Source organism: Arthrobacter sp. YAF17, assembly GCF_052113365.1.
Classification (GTDB): Bacteria; Actinomycetota; Actinomycetes; order Actinomycetales; family Micrococcaceae; genus Arthrobacter.
Genome location: NZ_JBFRDB010000001.1, coordinates 370,649 through 393,465, shown reverse-complemented (window position 1 = coordinate 393,465; position 22,817 = coordinate 370,649). Strand labels below are relative to the sequence as shown.

Here is a 22,817-nt window from a genome sequence, read left to right as displayed (position 1 = left end):
CTAGAGATTCCCCAGCTCGGAGCTGGGAGTCGCCTGGTCCGCCGTGGCTTCGGTCTCGGCGGCCCGCTTGACGGCGCGCCGTTCGCGCCGGCGGTCGTTGAGCAAACACAGACCGATGGCGGCGAAGAAGAGCAGCAGCATGGGGCCGGCAAGGTAGAACATGCTCATCGCGTCCGCCCCCGGCGCAGCCATGGCGGCGAAGAGGCAGACGAGGAATACGGTGATCCGCCAGCTCTTGACGAGCTGCTTGCCTTTGACGATCCCCGCCAGGTTCAGGCCGACCAGAATCACCGGCAACAGGAAGGCTATGCCGAACGCCAGCAGGAGCCGCAGCACGAAGGACAGGTACACCTGGGCGCTGATGAAGTTGGAGCCCCCGGTGGGGGTGAAATCGGTCAGCACCCGGACGGCGTTTGGAAGCACCAGCCAGGCCAGCAGGACGCCGCCCACAAACAGCGGGACTGCGGCCGCCACGAAGGACAGGGCGAGCCGCCGTTCCTTCTTGTGCAGGCCGGGGACGATGAAGGCCCACAGCTGGTACAGCCAGACCGGGCTGGCGACGATCAGGCCCAGGAAGACGGACACCTGGATCATCAGGTCGAAGGAACTCGCGACGCCGTCGAAGTTCAGCGTGGCCTGCCGGCCCTCATGCGTGTTGAGATCGCTGATCGGTTTGATCAGCGCCGCGAGCATCGGCTGGTAGACGAGGAACCCGACGACGGTTCCGAGGATGACGGCGATCGCCGACTTGAAGAGGCGGTTCCGCAGTTCTTTCAGGTGGTCGAGGAGCGCCATCCTCCCCTCGGGGTTCGACCGGCGGCTCATGGTTACTGCCACGCGGTGTTAGGCGCGGTTCGGCGGCGGAACGTCGGTTCCGTCTCCGGTGCGGGTCTCCGTACCGGCTGACTTCGGGTGGTTCACGACACGGCCCTCAACGGGGTCGGAGCCGTCCGCGGCGTCCGTGGTGCCGTCCTTCTTCATCTCCCGGACTTCCGACTTGAAGATGCGCATCGACTGGCCGAGGCTCCGGGCCATGCCGGGCAGCTTCGGTGCAGCGAACAGCACCAATGCCAGAATGATGATGATGATGAGATGCCAGCCTTCAAGCCTCATGGCGGGAGGTCCTTTCGTTGAAATACATCCTACGTCTATGTCTCTTTGAATTCGATGTCGCGCAGCCTTTGGGGCTGGCCGCGGTCCGTCTTGCGCTGGACGCGCCGCCTGCGGCGGGCTTCCCGACGGGCGAATTTGGATGCGCGGTAATCATGTCCCATCTGCACGGGTGAGGCAAAAACGGCGGATCCGGGTTCCGGCAGAGGGCCGGATCCGTCCCCCGCGTCATCGCCGTCCGAGCCTACGCGGCCGACATGAACAGCGGTTGAACCGAAGGTGCCCGGGCCGGACGGGATGGCGGAGAACCGCTCCCCCGCCTCCCCGAGCTCCTTGGCTGCGGCCATGAACTGCCGGTACAGCCGGACGCCGAGCACAACGAAGAACAACAGCGACAGCGCGACAAGCGCTATCCAAATCACGATCCAGGACCACCAAGGCATGCTGAGTAGTCTAGCCGCCGCGCTGGCTAGTCTTCATATTGGGCGAGGGCGGCGGACAGCCATTGGCGGGAGGTCGCCGCCAGCTCTTCCGGCTCGACAATGCGTGCGGTCCCGCCGTGCTGGGCCACGAACATCGGGAGCCAGTCGGTGCTGCCGAAGCGGATCTCGGCCAGGAGCCCGCCGTCGGGCAGCTCCGCCGTCCGCTCCGCGTAGTACTCATCGGCGAGGCCCGTGCCGCGGCGGGTGAGTTCAACCACTACCACTGCGTCGTCGTCGTTGGGGGTGAAGAGCTTGACGGGGAAACTGTCGCCGGGCGTGGCCGACTCCGAGACGGGCAGGCCGTTGGGTTCCAGCGCCTCGATCCGGTCCAGCCGGAAGTTGCGCAGGCCCTGTGCGGAATGGCAGTAAGCCTCGAGATACCAGGTGTTGTCCAGCGAATAGAGCCGCAGCGGGTCGATGTCACGTTCGGAGACAGTATCCCGGAGCGGCGAGAAATAGCGCAGCCGCAGCTGGGCGCCCGTCCGGATCGCTTCCCGCGCCGTTTCCAGGGCGGCGGAGTTGCCGGGTCCCACCTCGGGGGCGGACAGCGCTGCAGCTTTGAGCCCCTCCTCCCCCGCCGCCGCCATGAGCTTAAGCGTGACGGATTCCAGTGCGCCGCCTTCGGCAAGTTCGGGCAGGCCGTTGAGCGTTTCCAGCCCGGTCAGCAGGGCGCAGGCCTCCTCGACGGTGAAGCGGACCGGCCGTTTCAGGTCGAGGTCCTGCGTGATGGTGACGTGGTCGTCGTCCCACTGGATGTCCAGCAGGTCGTCCGGGTAGCCCTCGGGCAGGCCGGAGCAGATCAGGATCCGCAGGTCCGCCTCGAGCTCCTTGCGGGTGATCCCGAAGTTTGCGGCCACTTCGCTGATGTGGAGGCCCTGGTTGTGCACCAGGAACGGCACGAGCTGCAGCATCCGGGCCAGCTGGTCCTCGGAGGTGCGTTTACGGCCGCGGCGGGGTGCCCCCCCACCGGGGAAAACAGCGGGGAAGACGGCAGTGGCGGAGACCGCGGGGAAAGCGACCGGCGGGACAGGGGCCGAGGCGAAACGTTCGGCGGCCGCCAGGCGGCGCCGCACGGACGTAACGAGCTCGGGCGGGGACACCACACGGACCCGCGGCCCGTAGGAAGCGAGCTCCTCGGCCAGGGTCTCCGCGTCCCGGTATGGCACGCTGAGGCGGTCCCGGCCCGCTTTGGGCAGTCCGGCCCCGGGCTCCGCAACGGGAGCGCTGAGGGCCCGGGTACGGAGGCCGTGCAGCCTGCCCGCCTGGACGTCCAGGACGGCGGTCCTCACCGGCAGCTCCGCCAGTGAGGCCAGCTCGGTACGCACATTGAAATCCGCCGGCGGCGTGAAGCTTTCCTTCTCCAGCACGGTTACTGCGGAGGTGAGGCGGGAGAGGCGGAAGAAACGCTTGTCCCCGCGGGTCCTGTCCTGGGCAACGAGGTACCACTGGCCGAAGCGGCTGCCGAGGCCCCACGGCTCCACCAGGCGCTCTTCCTCCTTGCCCGTGCTCCCGGCAAGGTAGCGGAAGCTCACGGGGTGCTGGGCGTGCATGGCAGTGACCAGGTCTTCGAAGGCCTGGCCGGCGGGACGGATCCGTGGTTGAACGCCGGCAGGGAGCTCGGCGTCGACGAGTCCGCCGGAGGCCTGGAGCTTGCGCACCGCGTTGACGGCGGCCGAGCCGAGGGCCGCGTGCTCCCAGAGCTGGGCCGCGAGGATGAGGACGGTGCACTCGGCCGGCGTGAGGCTGACGTCGGGAAGCCGGTTGGATTCCTTGCCGATCCGGTAGCGGGTGGTCGCCGGATCGTCGGACCCCCAGCCCTTGTCCGTGACGGTCTCGACCTCGAAGCCGAAGTGCCGCAGCTCGCCCTTATCGCGTTCGAACATCCGACCGAAGGCCACGTCGGTGCTGGTGCTGTCGCGGTAGACCTTGTCCCGCAGCTCGCTGCGGCGCAGGCCGTAGGTGGTGTTGAGCAGGGCGATGAGCAGGTTCAGGAGGCGTTCTGTACGTGAGGCGGACACCCCGCAAGGGTACTAAAGTCCCTGCCCGAAACTGACAAAAGCGCGGTAACAACCGGGAGAACTTTTCCGATTGTTACCGCGCTCTGTGCATCAGGCCGCGGCCGGTGAGGACGGCAGCCGTTGAAGTGTCCTAGGTGCTCAGCGGACGCCGACGAGGTCGACGACGAAGATCAGGGCTTCGTTGGGGCCGATCGCTCCGCCGGCTCCGCGAGAGCCGTAGGCCAGCTCGGAGGGAATTTCCAGCCGGCGGCGGCCGCCGACCTTCATGCCCAGCAGGCCCTGGTCCCAGCCCTGGATGACCTGGCCGACGCCGACGCGGAAGTCCAGCGGTGCCCCGCGGCCCCAGGAGGCGTCAAACTCTTCGCCGGTGGACCAGGCCACGCCGACGTAGTGGGTGGAGACGGTGTCCCCGGCTTTGGCTTCGGCGCCGTCGCCTTCGATCAGGTCGGTGATGACCAGCTCGGTGGGCACGTCGCCTTCGGGGAACTCAATTTCCGGCTTCTGGCGGTCGATGTTGCGCTGTCCAAATGACATGGTTGCTCCTTCGTTGGCTTGGGTGGTGGTGCTGCATGGGGTGGTTATTTGACGCCGAGGATGTCGACGACGAAGACGAGGTCGCCCTTAGCGTCGCCCTGGCCTTCCGCGCCGTAGGCAAGGTCCTGGGGGATGACGAGAAGGACGCGGGAGCCAACAGTCTTGCCGGCCAGGCCCTGGGTCCAGCCCTTGATGACTCCGGTGAGCGGGAAGGTGGCCTTCTGTCCGCGGTCGAAGCTGGAGTCGAAGACCTTGCCGCCGGCCAGTGCAACGCCGACGTAGTTCACGGTGAGGGTGTCGGTTTCCTTGACCTGCGGGCCCTTGCCCTTGATGAGGTCCTGGGACACGAGTGCGGTCGGGGCGGCGACGCCCTCGACGGAGATTTCCGGGATGCCCTTGTCGTTGTCCTTGACGGTCGGCAGGCCTGCCGGCGGGGTGACAGTTTCACCCTCGGGCTTGTCCAGGACCGGCGGGGCGTCCTTGGCGGAGAGCACCTTGACGACGAGGAGCTGGGTGGGCTGCGCCTCGGCGCCGGCGGTAGCTGCGGCGCCGGGTACGGCGAGGGCCAGGTGGGAGCCCACCTTCGCGCCCACGAAGGCGTTATAGATGACGGCGCTGCTGGTCTTGAGCTCGTCGTTCAGTTCGAGCTCTTCCGGATCCTTCGGGAAGGTGTCCTCCAGCGTGGAGCCGTCCTTGCCGCTGAGGGCGACGATGGAGATGGAAGCGATCTGGTTCGGCTTGACCCGGTCGCCGCCGCCCTCCGTGACCACCTTGACAGTGGGTTCCTTGACCTCGAGGGGCTTGGCGAATTCAACACCGGGCGCTTTCTTGTCGCCGTTCTCCGTCAGCTTGACGGAGTCGAGCTTGGCGGTCTCACCGGCGGACTGGCTGGTGGGTTCCGGGGCGGCAGGTTCACCGCCGCCGCAAGCAGTCAGCAGCAGCAGTCCGGGAAGAAGAATTGCTAGTAGTCGGCGCACTTAAGAACTTTCGTCGGGGCAGGGTGGACGCCTCGCCGGGCAGTTGCCAGCGGCAAAGCAAGCGTTGGCCGCGAACGGCACCATTCCAGAATAACGCGGAAAGCTGGGTATCAGCCCATAGAGTTCAGCAGGGCATCCACGCGCTCATCGACGCTGCGGAACGGGTCCTTGCACAAAAGGGTCTGGTGGGCGCGGTCGTTGAGCTTCAAATGCACCCAGTCCACGGTGTAGTCGCGTCCCAGTTCCTGCGCCCGGCGGACGAAGTCGCCGCGCAGCTTGGCGCGGGTGGTCTGCGGCGGTGCGTCCACGGCGTCCTTGACGGCGGTATCGTCCACCACGCGGCGCACGGCCCCGCGGGACTGCAGCAGGTAGTAGAGGCCACGGGTCCGGGAGATGTCGTGGTAGGTCAGGTCCAGCTGGGCGATCCGGGGCGCGTCGAGGCCCAGGTTGTGCCGTTCGCGGTAGTTGTCCATGAGCTTCTTCTTGATGGCCCAGTCCACCTCGGTGTCGATTTTGCTGGTGTCGCCGCTCTCGATCGCGTCCAGTGTGCGTTCCCAGAGGTCCAGGATCAGCGGTACGTGCGCATTGTGGGCGCCGTTTTCCGCGACGAACGCCGTGACCTTGCCCAGGTATTCGCGCTGGATTTCCAGGGCGGTGAGCTGCCGGCCGTTGGCGAGCCGGACCAGGGCGCGCCCGCTGAGGTCATGGGAGATTTCGCGGATGCTGCGGATGGGGTTCTCCATCCGCATGTCGCGCATGATGACCCCGGCCTCGATCATCCGCAGGATCAGGTCGACGGTCCCGACCTTGAGCAGGGCGGTGGTCTCGGACATGTTGGAATCGCCCACGATCACGTGCAGCCGGCGGTAGAACTCGGCGTCGGCGTGCGGCTCGTCGCGGGTGTTGATGATCGGGCGGGACCTCGTCGTGGCGGAGGAGACGCCCTCCCAGATGTGGTCGGCGCGCTGGGAGAACGCGAACGTGGCTCCATGCGGGGTCTTCAGGATCTTGCCGGCGCCCGCGATCAGCTGCCGGGTCACCAGGAACGGGATCAGGATCTCGGCCAGCCGGGAGAATTCGCCGCGCCGCGGGATGAGGTAGTTCTCATGGCTGCCGTAAGAGTTCCCGGCGGAGTCGGTGTTGTTCTTGAAAAGGTAGACGGTGCCGTTGAAACCCTCCGCCGCGAGCCGTTCCTGCGCCTCGTCGACGAGGTCGTCCAGGATCAGTTCCCCAGCCCGGTCGTGCGCGATCAGCTGGGCGAGGTCGTCGCACTCCGCGGTGGCGTACTCCGGGTGGGATCCGACGTCGAGGTACAGCCTGGACCCGTTGGTCAGGAACACGTTGGAGGACCTCCCCCAGCTGACCACCTTGCGGAACAGGTAGCGGGCCACCTCTTCGGGGGCCAGCGGACGGGACTCCGGGCTGGAATAGGAAATCCCGAACTCGGTTTCGATGCCGAAAATACGCTTGTCCATCTCAGTTCTCCTCAGCCAGCAATGCCGTGATGTCTGCGTCCTCAAGCCGGCKGAAAGCGCGGCGGGCGCCGCGGCTGCTTTCCGAGCCGCGGTCCAGCACGGCCACCTCCACCGCCGACGCCGGCAGCGTGGTGGTTTCCTTGTCCGCGACGAGGCCGGCCAGGGCCAGCCTGATGGCGCCGGCAAAGTCGAGTTCGCCCCGCCAGCCCGCTGCGACTGCTTCCGAGACCTTGTCCGCCTGGCCGCCCATCACAATGAAGCCGTTCTCGTCGGCGATCGACCCGTCGAAGGTCAGCCGGTACAGGTGGTCCGCTTCCGGGGAGTTCCCCACCTCGGCCACGGCCAGTTCAACCTCGAAGGGCTTCTGTTCGGCCGTGAACACCGCCCCCAGGCTTTGCGCGTAGACGCTGGCGAGGCCCCGGGCCGTAACGTCCTCCCGGTCGTAGGAGTAGCCGCGCACGTCGGCGTACCGCACCCCGGCCTGGCGGAGGCTTTCGAATTCGTTGTACTTCCCCACGGCCGCGAACGCGATCTTGTCGTAGATTTCCCCGATTTTGTGCAGCGAGGGGGACGGGTTCTCGGCCACGAGGGCGATCCCGTCGCGGCAGCTGATGACCACCACGGAGCGCCCGCGCGCGATGCCCTTCCGCGCGAAGTCCGCGCGGTCCTTCATCAGTTGTTCGGGCGATACGTAGAACTGCTGGGTCATCTCAGGCCTCCCGCTGGGCCGCGGCCCTGGACTCTATGATGGTCGCCGCCCTCGCCGCGAGCTCACGCTCCGGAACCCGGAAGGCACCTGTTCGGTTGACGATGTAGACCACCGGCCAGAGCTGCCGGACGGGGTCYGGGCCGCCGGTGGCGGAGTCGTCGTCGGCGGCGTCGTAGAGCGCCTCGACCGCGACGGCGACGGCCTCCTCCTCGGTGAGGTTGGGCCGCCAGAGTTTCTTGAGCGCGCCGCGGGCGAACATCGAGCCCGAACCGACGGAGTGGTGCTCCTGCTCCTCATACCGGCCGCCGGTGACGTCATAGGAGAAGAGCCGTCCGACGCCGGCCGGCCGGTCGAAGCCCGCGAACAGGGGCACCACCGCGAGTCCCTGCATGGCCATCGGCAGGTTGCTGCGGATCATGGCCCCGAGGCGGTTGGCCTTGCCGTCCAGGCTCAGGAGTGTCCCCTCGATCTTCTCGTAGTGTTCGAGTTCGACCTGGAAGAGCCGGGTGATGTCGAGGGCGATGCCCGCGGTCCCGGCGATGCCGAGCACCGAAAACTGGTCCGCCGGGAAGACTTTCTCGATGTGCCGGCTGGCGATGACGTTGCCCATGGTGGCGCGCCGGTCCCCTGCCATCAACACACCGCCGGCATAACCCAGCGCGACGATCGTGGTCCCGTGCGGCGCCTGCAGGGGTTGTGCTGTGCCCATTGCGGCCGCTCCCGCCCCAAGGTGCTGGCCGAACGGCAGCAGATCGGGACGTTGGCGCTGCAGATGTTCGGTGAAGGAGGACGTGGCGTTGGCTGCTACCTGGTTGGCTGTGGTTTCCTGCACTGGTGCACTCCCTCAACGTAGTGAATCAACGACTTCCGGCACTCAGCCCCGTGTCGGCGCAACCCCTGGGCCGCCGTGGTCCGGCCGGCCTACTGGCCGCCCTTTTGGACGAACGCCCGGACGAACTCTTCGGCGTTGGACTCCAGCACACCGTCGATCTCATCGAGCAGATCGTCGACGCCCTGGGTGGCGGCCGATGCCTGTCCCTCCGCCGGGGCCGGCGGGGCGGCGGGGATGTCCTCGTCGACCTCGGTGTCCCGCGGCTGCGGCTGCTGTTGCTCCTGGCCTGCCATTGTTTTCTCCTTCTGTCCGTCCCGTCTGCGCGAGGGACATCCTGTAAGCCATATTGCCACGCCCGGGGCCGCTGCGGGGCTCTTTGTCCCTAGGAACCCGGTGGGAGTCCCAGCAGTTCGGAGAGGAACGGTCCGGCTTCGCGGTGACGGGCGAAGAGACCCCCGGTGAGAGCCTCGGTTCCGCGCAGCGGTTCCCGGGTGGGGACCCGCTGAAGCCTGCCGCGGCCGGGCACATCGAAGATCACGGAGTCCCAGCTGGCGCCGACAACGTCGGCCCCGAAGCGGCTGACGCAGCGGCCCCGGAAGAACGCCCGGGTGTCCGACGGCGGTTCGGTGACCGCCCGCTGGATCGCGCCGTCGTCGACGAGCCGTTGCATGCGGTCACGTGCCAGCAGTCGGTAATAGAGTCCCTTTTCGGGCCGGATGTCCGCCCACTGCAGATCAACGAGGCCCAGCCGTGCGTGGCCCCAGTCGAGTCCGTCGCGTTCCCGGTAGCCGTCCAGCAGCGAGAGCTTGGCGAGCCACTCCACGGAGGACGCCGCTGCCGCCCGGTCGCTGCCCAGCTCCGTCAGCGTCGCCTGCCAGCGTTCCAACACCTGGTGGGTGTGGCCGTCCCCGTCCACGGCGTCGGCGACGCCGGTGTCCTGGGCGTGCTTCGCGGCCGCTTCGTAGTAGATCCACTGCAGGTCCAGGGCGGTGATCCGCCGCCCGTCGAGCAGCCGGAAGGTGGCCGTGAGTGAGGTGTCATGGCTGACGGCCTGCAGCGCGGCCACCGGCTCATGGACTTCGAGCCGGGGCGCAAGGCCGGCCTCGATCAGGCTCAACACCATCGCGGTGGTGCCGAATTTGAGGTAGTTGGAGGCCTGGCTGAGGTTGGCGTCGCCGATGATGACGTGCAGCCGCCGGTACTTGTCCGCCGTCGCGTGGGGTTCGTCGCGGGTGTTGATGATGGGGCGGCGGATGGTCGTCTCGAGGCCCACCTCGGTCTCGAAAAAGTCCGCCCGCTGGCTGATCTGGTAGCCGGGCCGGGAGCCGTCCTGTTTCATGCCGACCCGGCCGGCCCCGCAGATGATCTGGCGGGTGACAAAGAAGGGTGTGAGGCCGCGCACGATGTCCCCGAACGGCACATTGCGGGGCATGAGGTAGTTCTCGTGGGAGCCGTAGGACACCGACTTGTTGTCGGTGTTGTTCTTGTACAGATTGACCGGGGGCAGTTCAKGGTCCCCTGCCAGCCGGCGCACCGCCGCCAGGGCCACGAGGTCTCCGGCCGCGTCCCAGGCGACGGCGTCGCGCGGGTTGGTCACTTCCGGGCTGGAGTATTCGGGGTGGGCATGGTCGACGTATAACCGGGCGCCGTTGCCGAGGACCATGTTCATCAGCAGCGCGCCGGATTCGTCCTCGCCGTCGGCCTCCAGTTCCTGCCGCCCGTAGGCGAGGGCGACAGCCTCGGCGTCGAGGACGGGAGGCTGGTCGGTCAGCTGGTCGGGGTCGGCCTTGCTGCGCTCCAGCGTCCAGCCCCGCGCGTCATGCAGCGGTTCCTCGTCGGTGTAGTCCCAGCGGGTTTCGGCGCCGCCGGCGGCGCGCTGCCGTGTCACCTGGGCGTAGGCCTGGATCACCCGCGCGGACATCATAGTGGCGTTGGCCCCGGGGGCGGAGGGTGCGTGGATGCCGTACTCGGTCTCCGACCCCATGACCCGCATGGCTCCGCCGGCCGGCAGCCCGGAATCGGCGGCCGGCCGGCCGGGAACTGCCGTCACAGGTACTGGCCCGTGGTCGGCATCGTCTCGATGGACTTGCCGGGCTCCTGCCCCGCCTTGCCCTGGACGATGGTCCGGATGTAGGTGATGCGTTCGCCCTTCTTGCCCGAGATCCGTGCCCAGTCGTCCGGGTTGGTGGTGTTGGGCATGTCCTCATGCTCGCGGAACTCGTCGACAACGGCGCGCAGCAGGTGGTCGATCCGGATGCCCTTCTGGCCCACGGTGAGCAGGTCCTTGATGGCGTACTTCTTGGCCCGGTCCACGACATTCTGCACCACGGCACCGGAGTTGAAGTCCTTGAAGTAGAGCATTTCGGTGTCGCCGTTGGCGTACGTGACCTCGAGGTATTCGTTGGACTTTTCGGTGGAGTACATGGCCTCGACGGTGCGCTGCACCATCGCATCCACGGTGGCCTGGACATCGCCGTGGTGCTCGGCGAGATCGGATTCGTGGAACGGCAGGTCGGCGGTGATGTACTTGTTGAAAATGTCGGCCGCGGCCTCCGCATCGGGGCGGTGGATCTTGACCTTGACGTCCAGCCGCCCCGGCCGCAGGATGGCGGGGTCGATCATGTCCTCGCGGTTCGACGCGCCGATCACGATCACGTTGTCGAGGCGCTCGACGCCGTCGATCTCGCTGAGCAGCTGCGGGACGATGGTCGTTTCGACGTCGGAGGAGATGCCGGTGCCGCGGGTGCGGAACAGCGAGTCCATTTCGTCGAAGAACACCACCACGGGGCTGCCCTCGGAGGCCTTTTCACGGGCGCGGGCGAAGATCAGCCGGATGTGCCGTTCGGTCTCTCCGACGTACTTGTCCAGCAGCTCCGGGCCCTTGATGTTCAGGAAGTAGCTCTTCATGTCCGTCTTGCCGGTGYGCTCGGCGGCCCGGGCCGCTAGCGAATTGGCGACGGCCTTGGCAATCAGCGTCTTTCCGCAGCCCGGGGGGCCGTAGAGCAGGATTCCCTTGGGTGCCTTGAGGCCGTGTTCACGGTAGAGGTCCGGGTGCAGGAACGGCAGTTCCACGGCGTCGCGGATCTGTTCGATCTGCGGTCCCAGCCCGCCGATGTCCTGGTAGGTGATGTCCGGAACTTCTTCGAGGACCAGGTTCTCGACCTCGGAACGCGGGATCTTCTCGAGGGCGTAACCGGTGCGGGAATCGATCGAGAGAGCGTCGCCGACGCGGAGCTTCTGCGCGAGCAGGGGCCCGGAGAGACGGATAACCCGTTCCTCGTCCGCGCGGCCGACCACCAGGGCACGGTCCGCGCCGAGCAGTTCCTTGAGCGTCACCAGGTCCCCGGCCCGCTCGTAGCCCAGCCCGGCGACAACCAGGAGGGCCTCGTTGAGGAGGACCTCCTGGCCGACAGCCAGCTGGTTCATGTTGACCAGCGGGCTGATGCCCACGCGCATCTTGCGGCCGGCGTTGAAGATGTCCACGGACTCTTCGGTGACGGCCTGGCCGCCGTTGCCGGCGGCGGGGTGGCGTTTCGGGTTCAGCTGCAGCACCGTGCCGAAGCTGTACGGCGGCTGGCCCTCCTGGTCGAGGGCGTTCTTCAGCCGGAGGATTTCCTGCTTGGCAGCCTCCAGCATGGTCACGAGCTTGGAGTTGTTCTGCGTGGCGGCGGCGAGCTGGCGGTCAATATGCCGGAGTTTGTCCCGGAGGATATTGACCTGCCGCTCGGCCACGGACAGTTCGCCGGCGCCGTAGCGGTCAGCGTCGGCGTGCGTTTGTCCCGCGGCTGCTGCCGCGTCCTCTGCCGGTGTCAGGCCCGGATCGGTGTTCGGAGTCTCCATCGTGCATCAGCCCCTTCCTACGCTTCTATTAAGACATTAGCCCCAAGAAGCCGGGTGCCGCTGGAGTCTTCCGAAATACGGACTACTTCGTAATATCCGGATCGTCCTTGACGTTGGTTCCGGCGATGGCGTCCCGGGCGGCCCGGCGCAGCTTCTTGTCCGAGACGGCGCGCTCCCCCACGGCCCCGGGCGTCCAGGCGTTGACGTCCTCTTCGTTGAAGTCGGTCTTGGAGGGCCGGCGCTTCACGGAGATGCCCGTGACGCCGTCGGCCAGCCGCCGGGTGACCAGCAGGAAGCCGGTGTGGGCGACCATCCGGTGGTCCGGGCGGACTGCCAGGCCCTCGAGGTGCCAGCCGCGGACCATGGATTCCCAGGCGTCGGGTTCGGTGAAGCGGCCGTCGGCGCGGATGGCCTCCGCGGTCCGGGACAGCTGCGTCACGGTGGCGACATAGTTGATCCACACGCCGCCCGGTGCCAGCACGGTGGCGACGGCGTCGAGGCATTCCCACGGGGCCAGCATGTCCAGCACCACGCGGTCCACGGAGCCGGGCTCTTCGGTGCGGACCACTTCCTCCTGGAAATCGCCGAGGGAGATTTGCCAGGCCGGGTGCGGGCCGCCGAAGATCGTCTCGACGTTGCCGCGGGCGATGTCAGCGAATTCCTCCCGACGTTCGAAGGAGTGCAGGTATCCGTTGTCCCCGACCGCGCGGAGCAGCGAGATGGACAGGGCGCCGGAGCCGACGCCCGCTTCCACGACGCGTGCGCCGGGGAAGATGTCCGCCATGGTGACGATCTGGCCAGCATCCTTGGGGTAGACGACGGCTGCGCCGCGGGGCATCGAGAGGACGAAGTCCGAGAGCAGCGGCCGCAGCGTTTGGTACTGCTGCCCGACGTTGTTGACCACCACGGAGCCGTCCGGCTTGCCGATGATTTCGTCGTGGTTCAGGAAGCCGCGGTGCGTGTGGAACGCGCCGCCGGCTTCGAGGCTGATCGTGTTCATGCGGCCGCGCTCGTCGGTGAGCTGCACGCGCTCGCCTTCCCGGAAGGGTCCGCGGCGGCGCGCGGCGCCGACCGGGGCGGCGGTAGCAATCGTTGCTGCGCGGCCGGCTGTTCCGGTGTCGTCCGGGCTGGTGCCTGCGGCGGTGTCGCTGCTCATGAAAATGTTCCTCGCTCCTGTAAAGCTGTGTGGCCGCGGATGGTGCCGGCGTGCCAGCGGCTCGTGCCCGGGGCTTGAACCCCTGATGGGAAATGCAAGGCCGGAAATACACGACCGGCAGGTAACTCTACCGGCTTTGGCCGTACATCCGCTTGCCGGCGCCGTCGCCCTTGCCCGTGAGGGCGCCCAGGACGGCGGATTGCCGGAGCAGGCCGGTGACGGTTCCGTCCCGGTCGACGACGGCGTACTCCATGCCCTCGAGCTGCGACAGGTACTGGATCAGTTCCTGTCCCTTGGACCACTCGGGCACGTAGGCTCCCGCACCGAGGGCGTAGGACACGGCCGTGAGGGGTGTGGCGGCGGTGGCGGCCGCGGGAACCGTAGCGAGGGCACCGGCGTCGACCACTGCAGACGGACGTCCGTCATGGCGGTACAGCACGACGGCGGGAGCCGTCCCGGTGGCAGGATCCGGTGCCAGCGCCAGCACATCGGCCACGGTGGCCGACTCCGGGAGGCCCACTGCGGGCTCGGCGAGGGCGCCGGCTTCCACGCCCGGCAGCCGGCCCCGCAGGCGGGCCTGCTGGATTGAGGCGCTGGCACCCATCCAGAGGAAGCTGCACACAAGGAGGGTGATGAGCGCCATGAACAGGTCCGGCTCGCCGCCACTGAGCAGCGGCAGGGCCACGAACCAGGCCACGAGGGCGATCACGATGATGCGGCCGCCCCAGCCGGCAGCCACGGTGCCCTTTTCCTGGCTTCCGGTCAACTTCCAGACGGCTGATTCGACGAGCCGGCCGCCGTCCAGCGGCAGCCCCGGGAGGACGTTGAAGATGCCGATCAGCAGGTTGGCCCAGACAAAGATATTGGTCAGGATTCCGGGTACCCCGGTGAGGTCGCCGGCGGTCAGCAGGAGCCAGCCTGCGCCGGCAAGGACAAAGTTCGCGGCCGGTCCCGCCATCGCAACCAGGACGGAGCGGCCAGGAGAGGCCGTGAAGCTCTGGAACTCGGTGTGGCCGCCCCAGAGGTTGAGGACAATTTTCTCCGTGGGCCAGTGGAACAGCTTGGCGGTCAGGGCGTGCGCGAGCTCATGCACGAGGACAGAGACCAGCAGCAGCAGCGCGTAGGCGAAGGCGACGAAGAAGGCGGTGACGCCGAGGCGGGGATAGTCGTTCTGCAGGACGGGCCCGAACGCGATCACCGTGAACGCCGCAATGATGAACCACGAGTAGGCGAGGATCACGGGGATGCCGGCGATGCGGCCCAGCGGGATTCCCTCCTTGCGGCCCTGTTTCCGGGGGTTCTGGCCGCTGCGGCCCTGGGTGTCGGTGTCAGTCATGGACCGCCTCCGGCGCGGAGCCGCGGGCCAGGCCGAAGGTGGCTTCCGGGAACTCGTGGCGCAGGGCGACGAGCTCTTCGAGGTCGGCCACAGTACGCCCTTCCAGGGTGTCCCACATGGCATGGCGGGGATCGTGCGGCAACGGTGCGATGTGGGGAATGGCGACGGTCGGCACCCCGGAGGCGACGGCGGCGGCCACGCCCGGCTTGGAGTCTTCCAGTGCGATGCAGTGGTGCAGGCCGAGGTCAGGGTCCTGCTCCTGCAGCAGTCCGACCGCCGTGAGGTAGGCCTCGGGATGCGGCTTGCCCTGCGTGACAGTGTCGCCGGTGACCAAGAACTCGAAGTAGGGCCTGGGCAGGCTGGCCACGATCTCCCGGGCCAGCGGGGCCTCGGACATGGTCACAAGGACGCAGCGGATGCCCGCGGTGTGGAGTTCTTCGAGCAGTTCGCGGGCGCCCGGCCGCCACGGCACGGAGGTGCGGACCTGGCGGATGACTTCGGCCGTCAGGATGTCGATGATTTCCCGGCGCTCCAGCGCGACGCCGGCTTCCTGCAGGATCCCCGCGGAGAAGACGAGGGACTGGCCCACCAGCTGCATGGCCTTCTCGTGGGACCACTGCCCGCCGTGCGCGGTGACCAGGGCGTGTTCCGCTTCGATCCAGTACGGCTCGGTGTCGACAATGGTGCCATCCATGTCCCAGAGCGCGGCTTTGAGGAGGGGCTGGGAAGCTGAGGATTGCATGTTTTCCAGTCTACGGCGCCGTGCTGTCAGGGGCCGGATACTACGCCTACGGCGAATATCGGCCACGAGACGGCGATTCCCGGCGCTTCATTCCATGCGTGCTCCGGGTCCTTGGACGTAGGGTGAAGAGATGAATAGCTTCGAGGTAGACCCCACGGAAACGGGCGACGTGCCCGAGCCGGAACGGCTGCTGCAGCCCGTACCCGAGGGACAGCGCATCACGGTGCTGCTGGCGGCCTTCGAAGGCTGGAACGACGCCGGGGAGGCTGCGAGCGATGCCTTGCGCTACCTCAACAAGCTCTGGGGCGGCAAGAAAGCCGGTTCGATCGACGCCGACGAATACTACGACTTCCAGTTCACCCGGCCCACGATCCGCCGCACGGCGTCGGGTGAGCGGAAAATCAAGTGGCCCTCGACCCGGATCTTCAAGGCGAGTGTTCCCGAGTCCAACGTGGACGTCATYTTYGTCCAGGGCACGGAGCCGTCCTACAAGTGGCGTGCGTACACCGCCGAACTTCTGGTCCATGCCGAGGCGCTCCACGTGGACTACGTGATCCTAGTCGGCGCCCTCCTGGCCGACGTGCCGCACAGCCGGCCGATTCCGGTGAGTGCCTCCACCGATGACCCTGCGCTGAGGGAGCGGATGGACCTCGAGGCCTCGCAGTACGAGGGGCCGGTGGGGATCGTCGGGGTCCTCGCGGAGGTCGCGCTGCTGGCCGGGCTGCCGACCGTCTCGCTGTGGGCCGCCGTGCCGCATTACGTGGCGCAGGCGCCCTCCCCCAAAGCGCAGCTCGCGCTGCTGCACCGGATCGAGGAACTGCTGCAGGTCCCGCTCGACACCCAGGAACTCGTCGAGGAGTCCGACGCGTGGGAGCGCGGCGTCGATGAACTCGCCACCGAAGACCCCGAGATCGCGGCGTACGTGCGCCAGCTGGAGGAAGCGAAGGACACCGCCGACCTCCCGGAGGCCAGCGGCGAGTCAATCGCCCGGGAGTTCGAGCGTTACCTCAAGCGCCGCGGCAAGGACAAGCCCTAGCATTCGGCGCCGGGGCTTCCGCTCCTAGAGTTCGACGCCGAGCAGCGCGTCGACGGCGTCGCTCACCAGTGACGCGTCCGACGGCGACGCCTCGTGGCCGGCTGAGACCGCGGCCTGTGCCCAGGCATCCACGGCGGCGACGGCCCCCGGGGCGTTCAGGTCATCCGACAGTTCGGCCCGCATCCGGGACACCAGCCCGGCGGCTGAGCCGGCGGGCGCAGCGGCGAGGGCCTCCCGCCAAATGCGGAGCCGCTCCTTGGCGGCGGCGAACCCGGCATCGGTCCAGGACCAGTCGCTGCGGTAGTGGTGGGCCAGGATGGCCAGCCGGATTGCGGCGGGTTCCTCGCCGGCGGCGCGGAGCTTGGAAACAAGGACCAGGTTTCCCTTGGACTTGCTCATCTTCTCTCCGTCGAGGCCCACCATGCCGGCGTGCGCGAAGTGTTGTGCCAGCGGCACACCGGACAGCGAGTAGGCATGCCCGGCGCCCATCTCGTGGTGCGGGAAGATCAGGTCCGAGCCGCCGCCCTGCACCGTGAACGGGGCGGGGAGGTACTTCTGGGCGATGACCGTGCACTCGATGTGCCAGCCGGGCCTGCCCTCCCCCAGTTCTCCGCCGGGCCAGCTGGGTTCGCCGTCGCGGGCCACCCGCCAGAGCAACGGGTCCAGCGCCTGGCGTTTGCCGGCACGGCCGGGATCGCCGCCGCGTTCGGCAAAGAGCTCCAGCATCTCGGCGTCGGACAATCCGGAGACGGCGCCGAGCGTCCAGGCATCCGTGGCCTCGGCAGAGTGCTTGCCGGCGGCTTCGACGTCGTAATAGACGTCCCCGTCAGGCTCGCCGGCGCCGCCGGCCACCCGGTAGGCCAGACCCCGCTGCAGCAGCTGTTCGATGGCCGGCACGATCAGCGGGATGGCCTCCACGGCGCCCACGTACCGGTCCGGGGCCAGCACATTGAGGGCTGCCATGTCCGTCTGGAAAAGTTCTATCTGGCTGGCGGCGAGGTCACGCCAGTCCACGCCGGTCGCCGTCGCGCGCTCCAGCAGGGGGTCGTCGACGTCGGTGACGTTCTGCACGTAGGAGACCGTCTGCCGGCCGTCCCGCCAGGCACGGTTGAGCAGGTCGAACGCGACATAGCTGGCCGCGTGGCCCATGTGGGTGGCGTCATACGGGGTGATTCCGCAGACATACATGGACTGTTCGCCGGCTGCGCCGAGGGTAACAACACTGCCTTTGGCGGTGTCGAAGAGGCGGAGGGCAGGCATGCTGCCCGGGAGCTGGGGAACGGGGCGGGAGATCCAAGACTTCACAGACCAAGCCTAGTGCTAGGCGCTGATGACGTTGAAACCGAGCAGCAGGTACAGGGCCAGGCCGAGCAGGATCCGGTACCAGACGAAAAGCCGGTAGCTGTGGGTCGAGACGTACTTCAGGAACCAGCCGATGATGATGTACCCCACAACGAAGGCGACGGCCGTGGCGAGGGCTGTTTCCGGGAGGCTGTAGGGCCCGGTGATGCCGTCCTTGGAGACCACTTTGTAGAGCTGGTACAGCCCACTGCCGAACACGGCCGGGATGGCCAGCAGGAAGGAGTAGCGGGCCGCCGCCTCACGGGTGTAGCCCATCAGCAGGCCCGCGGTGATGGTGCCGCCGGAGCGGGACACGCCCGGGATCAGGGCCAGGGCCTGCGCCAGGCCGTACAGGATGCCGTGCTTATAGGTCAGCTGGGTCAGGTCGCGGTCCTGGCGTCCGACGGCGTCGGCGACGGCGAGGATCATGCCGAAGACAATCAGCATGGTGGCGACGATCCAGAGGCTGCGGAGCACGGACTCGATCTGGTCCTGGAACAGCAGCCCGAGGACGATGATCGGCAGGCTGCCCAGGATCACCAGCCAGCCCATCCGGGCGTCGGGGTCCTGCCGGGAGACTTTGCCGGTCAGGGATCCGGCCCAGGCTTTGACGATCCGCACAATGTCGCGCCAGAAATAAACCACGACGGCGGTTTCCGTGCCCAGCTGGGTGATGGCGGTAAACGCCGCGCCGGGGTCCGCGGCGTTCGGGAGGAACGAGCCCACAATCCGCAGATGGGCGCTCGAGGAAATCGGGAGGAATTCGGTCAGCCCCTGCACAAGGCCCAAAAAGGCCGCTTCAAACCAGTTCACGTATATAGACCCTACGTCATGAAACATTCCGAATCCCCGTAAGCTTGCTGACATGCAGCAGCGTTATGTCGGCAACAGTGGGTTGCGTGTGTCCTCCCTTTCCCTCGGCACCATGTCCTGGGCCCGGGAAACCGATGAGCAGGATGCCTCGGCCCTGCTCCGCACCTTTGTCGACGGCGGCGGGACCCTGATCGACACCGCTGCTTCCTACAGCGACGGCCAGGCCGAAGCGATGCTGGGCGGGATGCTGGGCGACGTCGTGGCCCGCTCCGAAGTGGTCATCTCCACCAAAGCCGGACTTTCGTTTTCGGATGGCCGGCGCGGGGTCGACACCTCACGGAACGGGATGCTCTCCGGCCTGGACGCGAGCCTGGCCCGGCTGGGTACCGACTATGTGGACCTCTGGTTCGCCCACGCCTGGGACCCCAACGTTCCGCTGGAAGAGACCTTGTCCGCGCTTGAATATGCAGTGCGTTCGGGCCGCGCCCGCTACGCCGGCGTGTCCAACTTCAACGGCTGGCAGACGGCGAAGGCCGCCGCAGTGGCCGGCTTCCCGCTGATCGCGAACCAGTCGGAGTACTCCCTCCTCCACCGCTCCCCCGAAGCTGAACTCATTCCAGCCGTCGAAGACGCCGGACTGGGCCTGATGGCGTGGGGCCCGGTGGGGCGCGGCGTGCTGAGCGGCAAGTACCGCGGCAACATTCCCGCGGATTCGCGGGCGGCCAGTACGCGGCTGGCCGGCTACGTGGAGCCGTACCTGGAGGGTGCCGCGTCCAGTGTGGTGGAGGCCGTGGCCATGGCGGCGAAGGGTCTGGGCCGGACGTCCCTGGACGTCTCGCTGAGCTGGCTGCTGTCCCAGCCCGGCGTCGCGACTGCGATCGTGGGCGCCCGCACGCCCGTGCAGCTCAAGGAGATCCTGGATTCGACCCTGGCACCGCTGCCGCCGCAGATCGCCCAGGCGCTGGAGGACGTGTCGAACCCCGCCTGAGCGGAATGGTCAGTGCCCTGGCTATCGGCCGGATCTAGTCCTGGAGAATTTCGAGGTCTTCCTCGTCGTCGACGTCTTCTTCCTCGTCCTCATCGCTGTCGTCATCGATCACCTCGAGGGGCGTCACTTCGCCATACGCTTCGTAGAGCGAATCGTCGTAGACTTCAAAGGCATCAGCAACGGCAAAAAACGCTGCCTCGACCGCGGGATCCCCATCTCCCCGGCGTGCCGACGCAGCAGCGAGGTGTTCTTCCAGGGCAGCCGTCAGGGATTGAAGCGCGACACGCGGATCGATGCTCATGACTTCACGTTAGCCGGAAAAGGAAGAAAATGGAGAGCAATGAAGGAACATTTTCTCAGCAGCTCGGTCCGGCGGGAACGGGACTATGTGAGGCAGTACGAGTACCTCGTACTGACGGTCAGCCCTGAGGATTCCCTGCCGGAAGCGCGCCGCCGCCTGGTCGAGCACTCCGAGTACGGCAAGTGGGAACTTGAGCGCAGCGTGCTGTATTTGGGCGGGGGCCGCCGTTTCTGGCTGCGCCGCCGGGTGACGCAGGTCCAAAGGACCGTCTAGGGTTCGAGCGGTCCCAGCCAGGCGTTGGCCACCGTGTTGTGCGCCGATTCGTCGTCTGAGGGGTGGAACATTCCCGCCAGCACGTCGCGGTACAGCCGTTCCAGCTCGGAACCGCGGAAGTAGCTCGATCCCCCGGAGACCCTGACCGCCAGGTCAACCACCGTTCGGGCCGTCTCCGTCGCACTGACTTTCACTCCGACCAGCTTCGGGAACCACTGGCTGCCATGCTCGGCCAGCGCGTCCACGTCCGCGGCGACGCCGGACAGCTGGGGGTACAGCGCGTCCATCGCCATCGCGGCGTCCGCGACCTTCCAGCGGATGTCCGGATCCTGGGCGTAGCTGCGCCCGCCGTTCTTAAACGACGTCCGCCGCTTCACCGCGTCGACCGCCAGGTCAAGGGCCCGTTCGCCGAGGCCCGTGTACACGGCGGCCAGCAGCGTCTCGAAGCACGCGAAGATGGCGAAGATCAGCGGGTCCACATTCGGGCCCACCGGGAGTTTCCGGAAGATCCTTTCCGCCGGCACTACCGCACCGTCCAGGACCGTCGTGTTGGACTGGCTGGCCCGCATGCCGAGCGTGTCCCAGTCGGCCAGGATTTCGTAGCCGGGGGTGTCCCTGGTGATGAAGCCGTGGACCAGCTGTCCCTCGCCGTCCGCCGCCGAGGTGTCCTTGCCGAAAATCCCCAGCCGGGTCCATGCCGGCGAGAGGCTCGTGAAGATCTTGCGGCCGGTGAAGGAGTAACCGCCGCCGGACTGCGGGACCGCGGAGGTGCGGGAGTCGAAGAGCACTGAGTCGTTCCCCGTCTCCGAGTTGCCGAAAGCGAAGATCTCGCCCTGCGCGGCCTCCTTGAGGATGAAATCCAGCGAGGAGTCACCGCGGGCGGCCAGGACGTGCGCGACGCCGGTCCACACGAGGTGCATGTTGACGGCCAGTGCGGTGGCCGGGGCCGCCGTCGCCAGCCTCCGCTGCAGCTGCGCCGCCGCTGACAGCCCGAGCCCGAGTCCGCCGTCGGACGCCGGGACAAAAATCTTGAGGTAGCCGGCCGCAGCCAGCTCCTCCAGATCTTCGTGGAAGAAGGCGTTGTCCCGGTCGTAGCCGGCGGCGCGGCCGCGGATCCGTTCGAGGAGGGATTCGGGCAGGACGTCTTCAGGGCGCATCGGCGGTGTCTCTCAGGGCTCAGTAGTTGGTGAGCAGGGTATCCAGCACGCGGGCGCCGAATTTCAGGGATTCGGTGGGGACGCGTTCGTCCACCCCGTGGAACATCCCGGTGAAGTCCAGCTCGTCCGGGAGCTGGAGCGGGGCGAAGCCGTAGCCAGTGATGCCCAGCCGGCTCAGGGACTTGTTGTCCGTGCCGCCGGAGAGCGTGTAGGGCAGGACTTTGGCTCCCGGGTCCTCGGCGTGGAGCGCGTCGATCATGGAGTCCACCAGGTTCCCCGCGAACGGGACCTCCAGCGAGACGTCGTTGTGCACGTAACTCACGTCCACACCCTTGCCGGCGAGTTCGCGGACCTTTTCGAGGACGTGCTCCTCCTGGCCGGGCAGGGTGCGGCAGTCGATGAGGGCCTCGGCCGACTCCGGGATCACATTGTGCTTGTAGCCGCCCTTGAGGAGGGTCGGGTTGGTGGTGTTCTGCAGGGTGGCGCCGACGAAGCGGGCCACGGTGCCGAGTTCCTTGAGGATCTTGTCCGGATCGTCCGGATCGAAATCGACGCCCGTGAGTTCCGTCACGCCGTCGAGGAACTGCCGGGTGGTAGGGGTCAGTTCCACCGGCCACCGGTATTCCCCGATGCGGGACACGGCGCTGGCCAGCCGGGTAACGGCGTTGTCCGTGTTGATCTGGGAGCCGTGGCCCGCGCGGCCGTGGGCGACCAGGCGGAGCCAGGACAGGCCCTTCTCGGCGGTCTGGAGCAGATACGTGCGCTGGCCGCCGATGGTGGCGGAGAAGCCGCCGACTTCGGAGATGGCCTCGGTGGCGCCGTCAAAAAGTTCGGGCCGCTTCTCGATGGCATAGCGGGCGCCGTAGGTGCCGCCGGCCTCCTCGTCGGCGAAGAACGCGAAGATCAGGTCTCGTTTGGGTTTGCGGCCGGTCCGGGCAAAATTCCGCAGGACGGCGAGGATCATGGCGTCCATGTCCTTCATGTCCACGGCGCCGCGGCCCCAGATCATGCCGTCCTTGAGTTCGGCGCCAAAGGGATCCACCGACCATTGATCGCGGAGCGCGGGGACAACATCCAGGTGCCCGTGGACCACCAGGGCGCTGGCGGACGGGTCCTCGCCGGCGAGCCTGGTCACCACGCTGGCGCGGCCCGGGGCGGACTCGAAGATTTCGGCGTCCAGCCCCACTTCCGTCATCAGCCCCGCGGTGTATTCGGCAGCCGCCCGCTCCCCCGGGCCGGATCCGTCGCCATAGTTGGACGTGTCGATCCGGATCAGTTCCTGGCAGATTCGAACGACTTCGTCCTCGGGCCTGATATCAGTCATGTTTCACTCCTCGTGGCGTCGGCTCTGTTGCTGGCTTCAGCCTACCCACATGCCCGATCAGGCCCCGATTATTTGTTTCGGGAAACTTCATGCTAGAGTCTTTCTCGCTGCTTCGGAGAAATCCAAAACGCTGAAAGGCGAAAAGGTTCACCGAATACCACCTGCGCGGGTGGCGGAATGGCAGACGCGCTAGCTTGAGGTGCTAGTCCTCGAAAGGGGGTGGGGGTTCAAGTCCCCCTCCGCGCACAACAGGAAAAGGCCCTGGAATCCCATGGATTCCGGGGTCTTTTTTGTGTGTCCGGAGTTTGGCCCCTGCGGCCTCATCCCTGTTGTCGGGCAAATCCTGGGTAAATGCCGGGCATCTCTGGCGGCT

The 22,817-nt window shown here is 67.3% G+C and carries 23 protein-coding genes and 1 tRNA gene; 4 read left to right on the top strand and 20 right to left on the bottom strand.

Annotation, left to right across the window (positions count from 1 at the left end):
- The 15 genes from tatC to AB4Y67_RS01825 form a co-directional block, all read right to left on the bottom strand.
- On the bottom strand, positions 1-795 hold the full coding sequence (gene tatC, locus AB4Y67_RS01895) for a twin-arginine translocase subunit TatC (RefSeq protein ID WP_441404323.1): 795 nt from the start codon (positions 793-795) through the stop codon (positions 1-3).
- 48 nt (positions 796-843) lie between these two features.
- Positions 844-1,113 (bottom strand): Sec-independent protein translocase subunit TatA, encoded by a 270-nt coding sequence (gene tatA / locus AB4Y67_RS01890; RefSeq protein ID WP_441404113.1) that lies wholly within the window; start codon positions 1,111-1,113, stop codon positions 844-846.
- A gap of 35 nt (positions 1,114-1,148) precedes the next feature.
- The gene (locus tag AB4Y67_RS01885; protein ID WP_441404112.1) at positions 1,149-1,553 is read right to left on the bottom strand and encodes a hypothetical protein; all 405 of its coding nucleotides are present in this window, start codon (positions 1,551-1,553) and stop codon (positions 1,149-1,151) included.
- Between the two features lie 26 nt (positions 1,554-1,579).
- Positions 1,580-3,610, bottom strand: a complete 2,031-nt coding sequence (locus AB4Y67_RS01880; RefSeq protein ID WP_441404111.1) for a helix-turn-helix transcriptional regulator — start codon at positions 3,608-3,610, stop codon at positions 1,580-1,582.
- Between the two features lie 138 nt (positions 3,611-3,748).
- A complete protein-coding gene (locus AB4Y67_RS01875; RefSeq protein ID WP_224046527.1) occupies positions 3,749-4,144 on the bottom strand; it encodes an FKBP-type peptidyl-prolyl cis-trans isomerase in 396 nt (131 codons plus the stop codon).
- A 44-nt stretch (positions 4,145-4,188) separates the two neighbouring features.
- On the bottom strand, positions 4,189-5,121 hold the full coding sequence (locus AB4Y67_RS01870; protein WP_441404110.1) for an FKBP-type peptidyl-prolyl cis-trans isomerase: 933 nt from the start codon (positions 5,119-5,121) through the stop codon (positions 4,189-4,191).
- Between the two features lie 110 nt (positions 5,122-5,231).
- A complete protein-coding gene (gene pafA, locus AB4Y67_RS01865; RefSeq protein ID WP_441404109.1) occupies positions 5,232-6,596 on the bottom strand; it encodes a Pup--protein ligase in 1,365 nt (454 codons plus the stop codon).
- Position 6,597: 1 nt separating this feature from the next.
- Positions 6,598-7,305 carry a proteasome subunit alpha gene (gene prcA / locus AB4Y67_RS01860; RefSeq protein ID WP_441404108.1) on the bottom strand — a complete coding sequence of 236 codons (708 nt, stop codon included), beginning with the start codon at positions 7,303-7,305 and terminating at the stop codon, positions 6,598-6,600.
- A gap of 1 nt (position 7,306) precedes the next feature.
- Complete coding sequence (gene prcB / locus AB4Y67_RS01855) at positions 7,307-8,137, bottom strand: proteasome subunit beta (RefSeq protein WP_441404107.1); 831 nt, start codon at positions 8,135-8,137, stop codon at positions 7,307-7,309.
- Between the two features lie 89 nt (positions 8,138-8,226).
- The gene (locus tag AB4Y67_RS01850) at positions 8,227-8,430 is read right to left on the bottom strand and encodes a ubiquitin-like protein Pup (RefSeq protein WP_441404106.1); all 204 of its coding nucleotides are present in this window, start codon (positions 8,428-8,430) and stop codon (positions 8,227-8,229) included.
- An 89-nt stretch (positions 8,431-8,519) separates the two neighbouring features.
- Positions 8,520-10,130 (bottom strand): depupylase/deamidase Dop, encoded by a 1,611-nt coding sequence (gene dop, locus AB4Y67_RS01845; protein ID WP_441404322.1) that lies wholly within the window; start codon positions 10,128-10,130, stop codon positions 8,520-8,522.
- Between the two features lie 53 nt (positions 10,131-10,183).
- Complete coding sequence (gene arc / locus AB4Y67_RS01840; protein ID WP_441404105.1) at positions 10,184-11,977, bottom strand: proteasome ATPase; 1,794 nt, start codon at positions 11,975-11,977, stop codon at positions 10,184-10,186.
- 82 nt (positions 11,978-12,059) lie between these two features.
- Positions 12,060-13,133, bottom strand: coding sequence for a tRNA (adenine-N1)-methyltransferase (locus AB4Y67_RS01835; RefSeq protein ID WP_441404104.1), 1,074 nt, complete (start codon positions 13,131-13,133; stop codon positions 12,060-12,062).
- 127 nt (positions 13,134-13,260) lie between these two features.
- Positions 13,261-14,469: a site-2 protease family protein gene (locus AB4Y67_RS01830; protein ID WP_441404103.1), complete on the bottom strand. Its 1,209-nt coding sequence runs from the start codon at positions 14,467-14,469 to the stop codon at positions 13,261-13,263.
- Positions 14,462-15,211, bottom strand: a complete 750-nt coding sequence (locus tag AB4Y67_RS01825) for an HAD family hydrolase (protein ID WP_441404102.1) — start codon at positions 15,209-15,211, stop codon at positions 14,462-14,464. The genes AB4Y67_RS01830 and AB4Y67_RS01825 overlap by 8 nt, the downstream gene beginning before the upstream one ends.
- 130 nt (positions 15,212-15,341) lie before the next feature.
- Between AB4Y67_RS01825 and AB4Y67_RS01820 the strand changes: the two genes are divergently transcribed.
- Positions 15,342-16,247, top strand: coding sequence for a PAC2 family protein (locus AB4Y67_RS01820; RefSeq protein ID WP_441404101.1), 906 nt, complete (start codon positions 15,342-15,344; stop codon positions 16,245-16,247).
- A gap of 24 nt (positions 16,248-16,271) precedes the next feature.
- Here AB4Y67_RS01820 and mshC read toward each other — a convergent pair whose 3' ends face one another.
- Together mshC and AB4Y67_RS01810 are read right to left on the bottom strand one after the other, a co-directional pair.
- The gene (gene mshC / locus AB4Y67_RS01815) at positions 16,272-17,552 is read right to left on the bottom strand and encodes a cysteine--1-D-myo-inosityl 2-amino-2-deoxy-alpha-D-glucopyranoside ligase (protein WP_441404100.1); all 1,281 of its coding nucleotides are present in this window, start codon (positions 17,550-17,552) and stop codon (positions 16,272-16,274) included.
- Positions 17,553-17,567: 15 nt separating this feature from the next.
- A complete protein-coding gene (locus AB4Y67_RS01810) occupies positions 17,568-18,401 on the bottom strand; it encodes an undecaprenyl-diphosphate phosphatase (RefSeq protein ID WP_441404099.1) in 834 nt (277 codons plus the stop codon).
- 52 nt (positions 18,402-18,453) lie between these two features.
- Between AB4Y67_RS01810 and AB4Y67_RS01805 the strand changes: the two genes are divergently transcribed.
- On the top strand, positions 18,454-19,389 hold the full coding sequence (locus tag AB4Y67_RS01805; protein WP_441404098.1) for an aldo/keto reductase: 936 nt from the start codon (positions 18,454-18,456) through the stop codon (positions 19,387-19,389).
- Positions 19,390-19,423: 34 nt separating this feature from the next.
- Here AB4Y67_RS01805 and AB4Y67_RS01800 read toward each other — a convergent pair whose 3' ends face one another.
- Positions 19,424-19,690, bottom strand: coding sequence for a hypothetical protein (locus AB4Y67_RS01800; RefSeq protein ID WP_224046513.1), 267 nt, complete (start codon positions 19,688-19,690; stop codon positions 19,424-19,426).
- 39 nt (positions 19,691-19,729) lie between these two features.
- Here AB4Y67_RS01800 and AB4Y67_RS01795 point away from each other — a divergent pair, with 39 nt between their 5' ends.
- Positions 19,730-19,963: a DUF5703 family protein gene (locus AB4Y67_RS01795; RefSeq protein ID WP_024366712.1), complete on the top strand. Its 234-nt coding sequence runs from the start codon at positions 19,730-19,732 to the stop codon at positions 19,961-19,963.
- Here the strand turns inward: AB4Y67_RS01795 and AB4Y67_RS01790 are convergent.
- Positions 19,960-21,120, bottom strand: a complete 1,161-nt coding sequence (locus AB4Y67_RS01790) for an acyl-CoA dehydrogenase family protein (protein ID WP_441404097.1) — start codon at positions 21,118-21,120, stop codon at positions 19,960-19,962. The two genes, AB4Y67_RS01795 and AB4Y67_RS01790, sit on opposite strands and share 4 nt — an antisense overlap.
- A gap of 19 nt (positions 21,121-21,139) precedes the next feature.
- Positions 21,140-22,444 carry a M20/M25/M40 family metallo-hydrolase gene (locus tag AB4Y67_RS01785; protein WP_441404096.1) on the bottom strand — a complete coding sequence of 435 codons (1,305 nt, stop codon included), beginning with the start codon at positions 22,442-22,444 and terminating at the stop codon, positions 21,140-21,142.
- Between the two features lie 163 nt (positions 22,445-22,607).
- Here AB4Y67_RS01785 and AB4Y67_RS01780 point away from each other — a divergent pair.
- Positions 22,608-22,690 (top strand) — tRNA-Leu (locus tag AB4Y67_RS01780).
- The last annotated feature ends 127 nt before the right edge of the window (positions 22,691-22,817 follow it).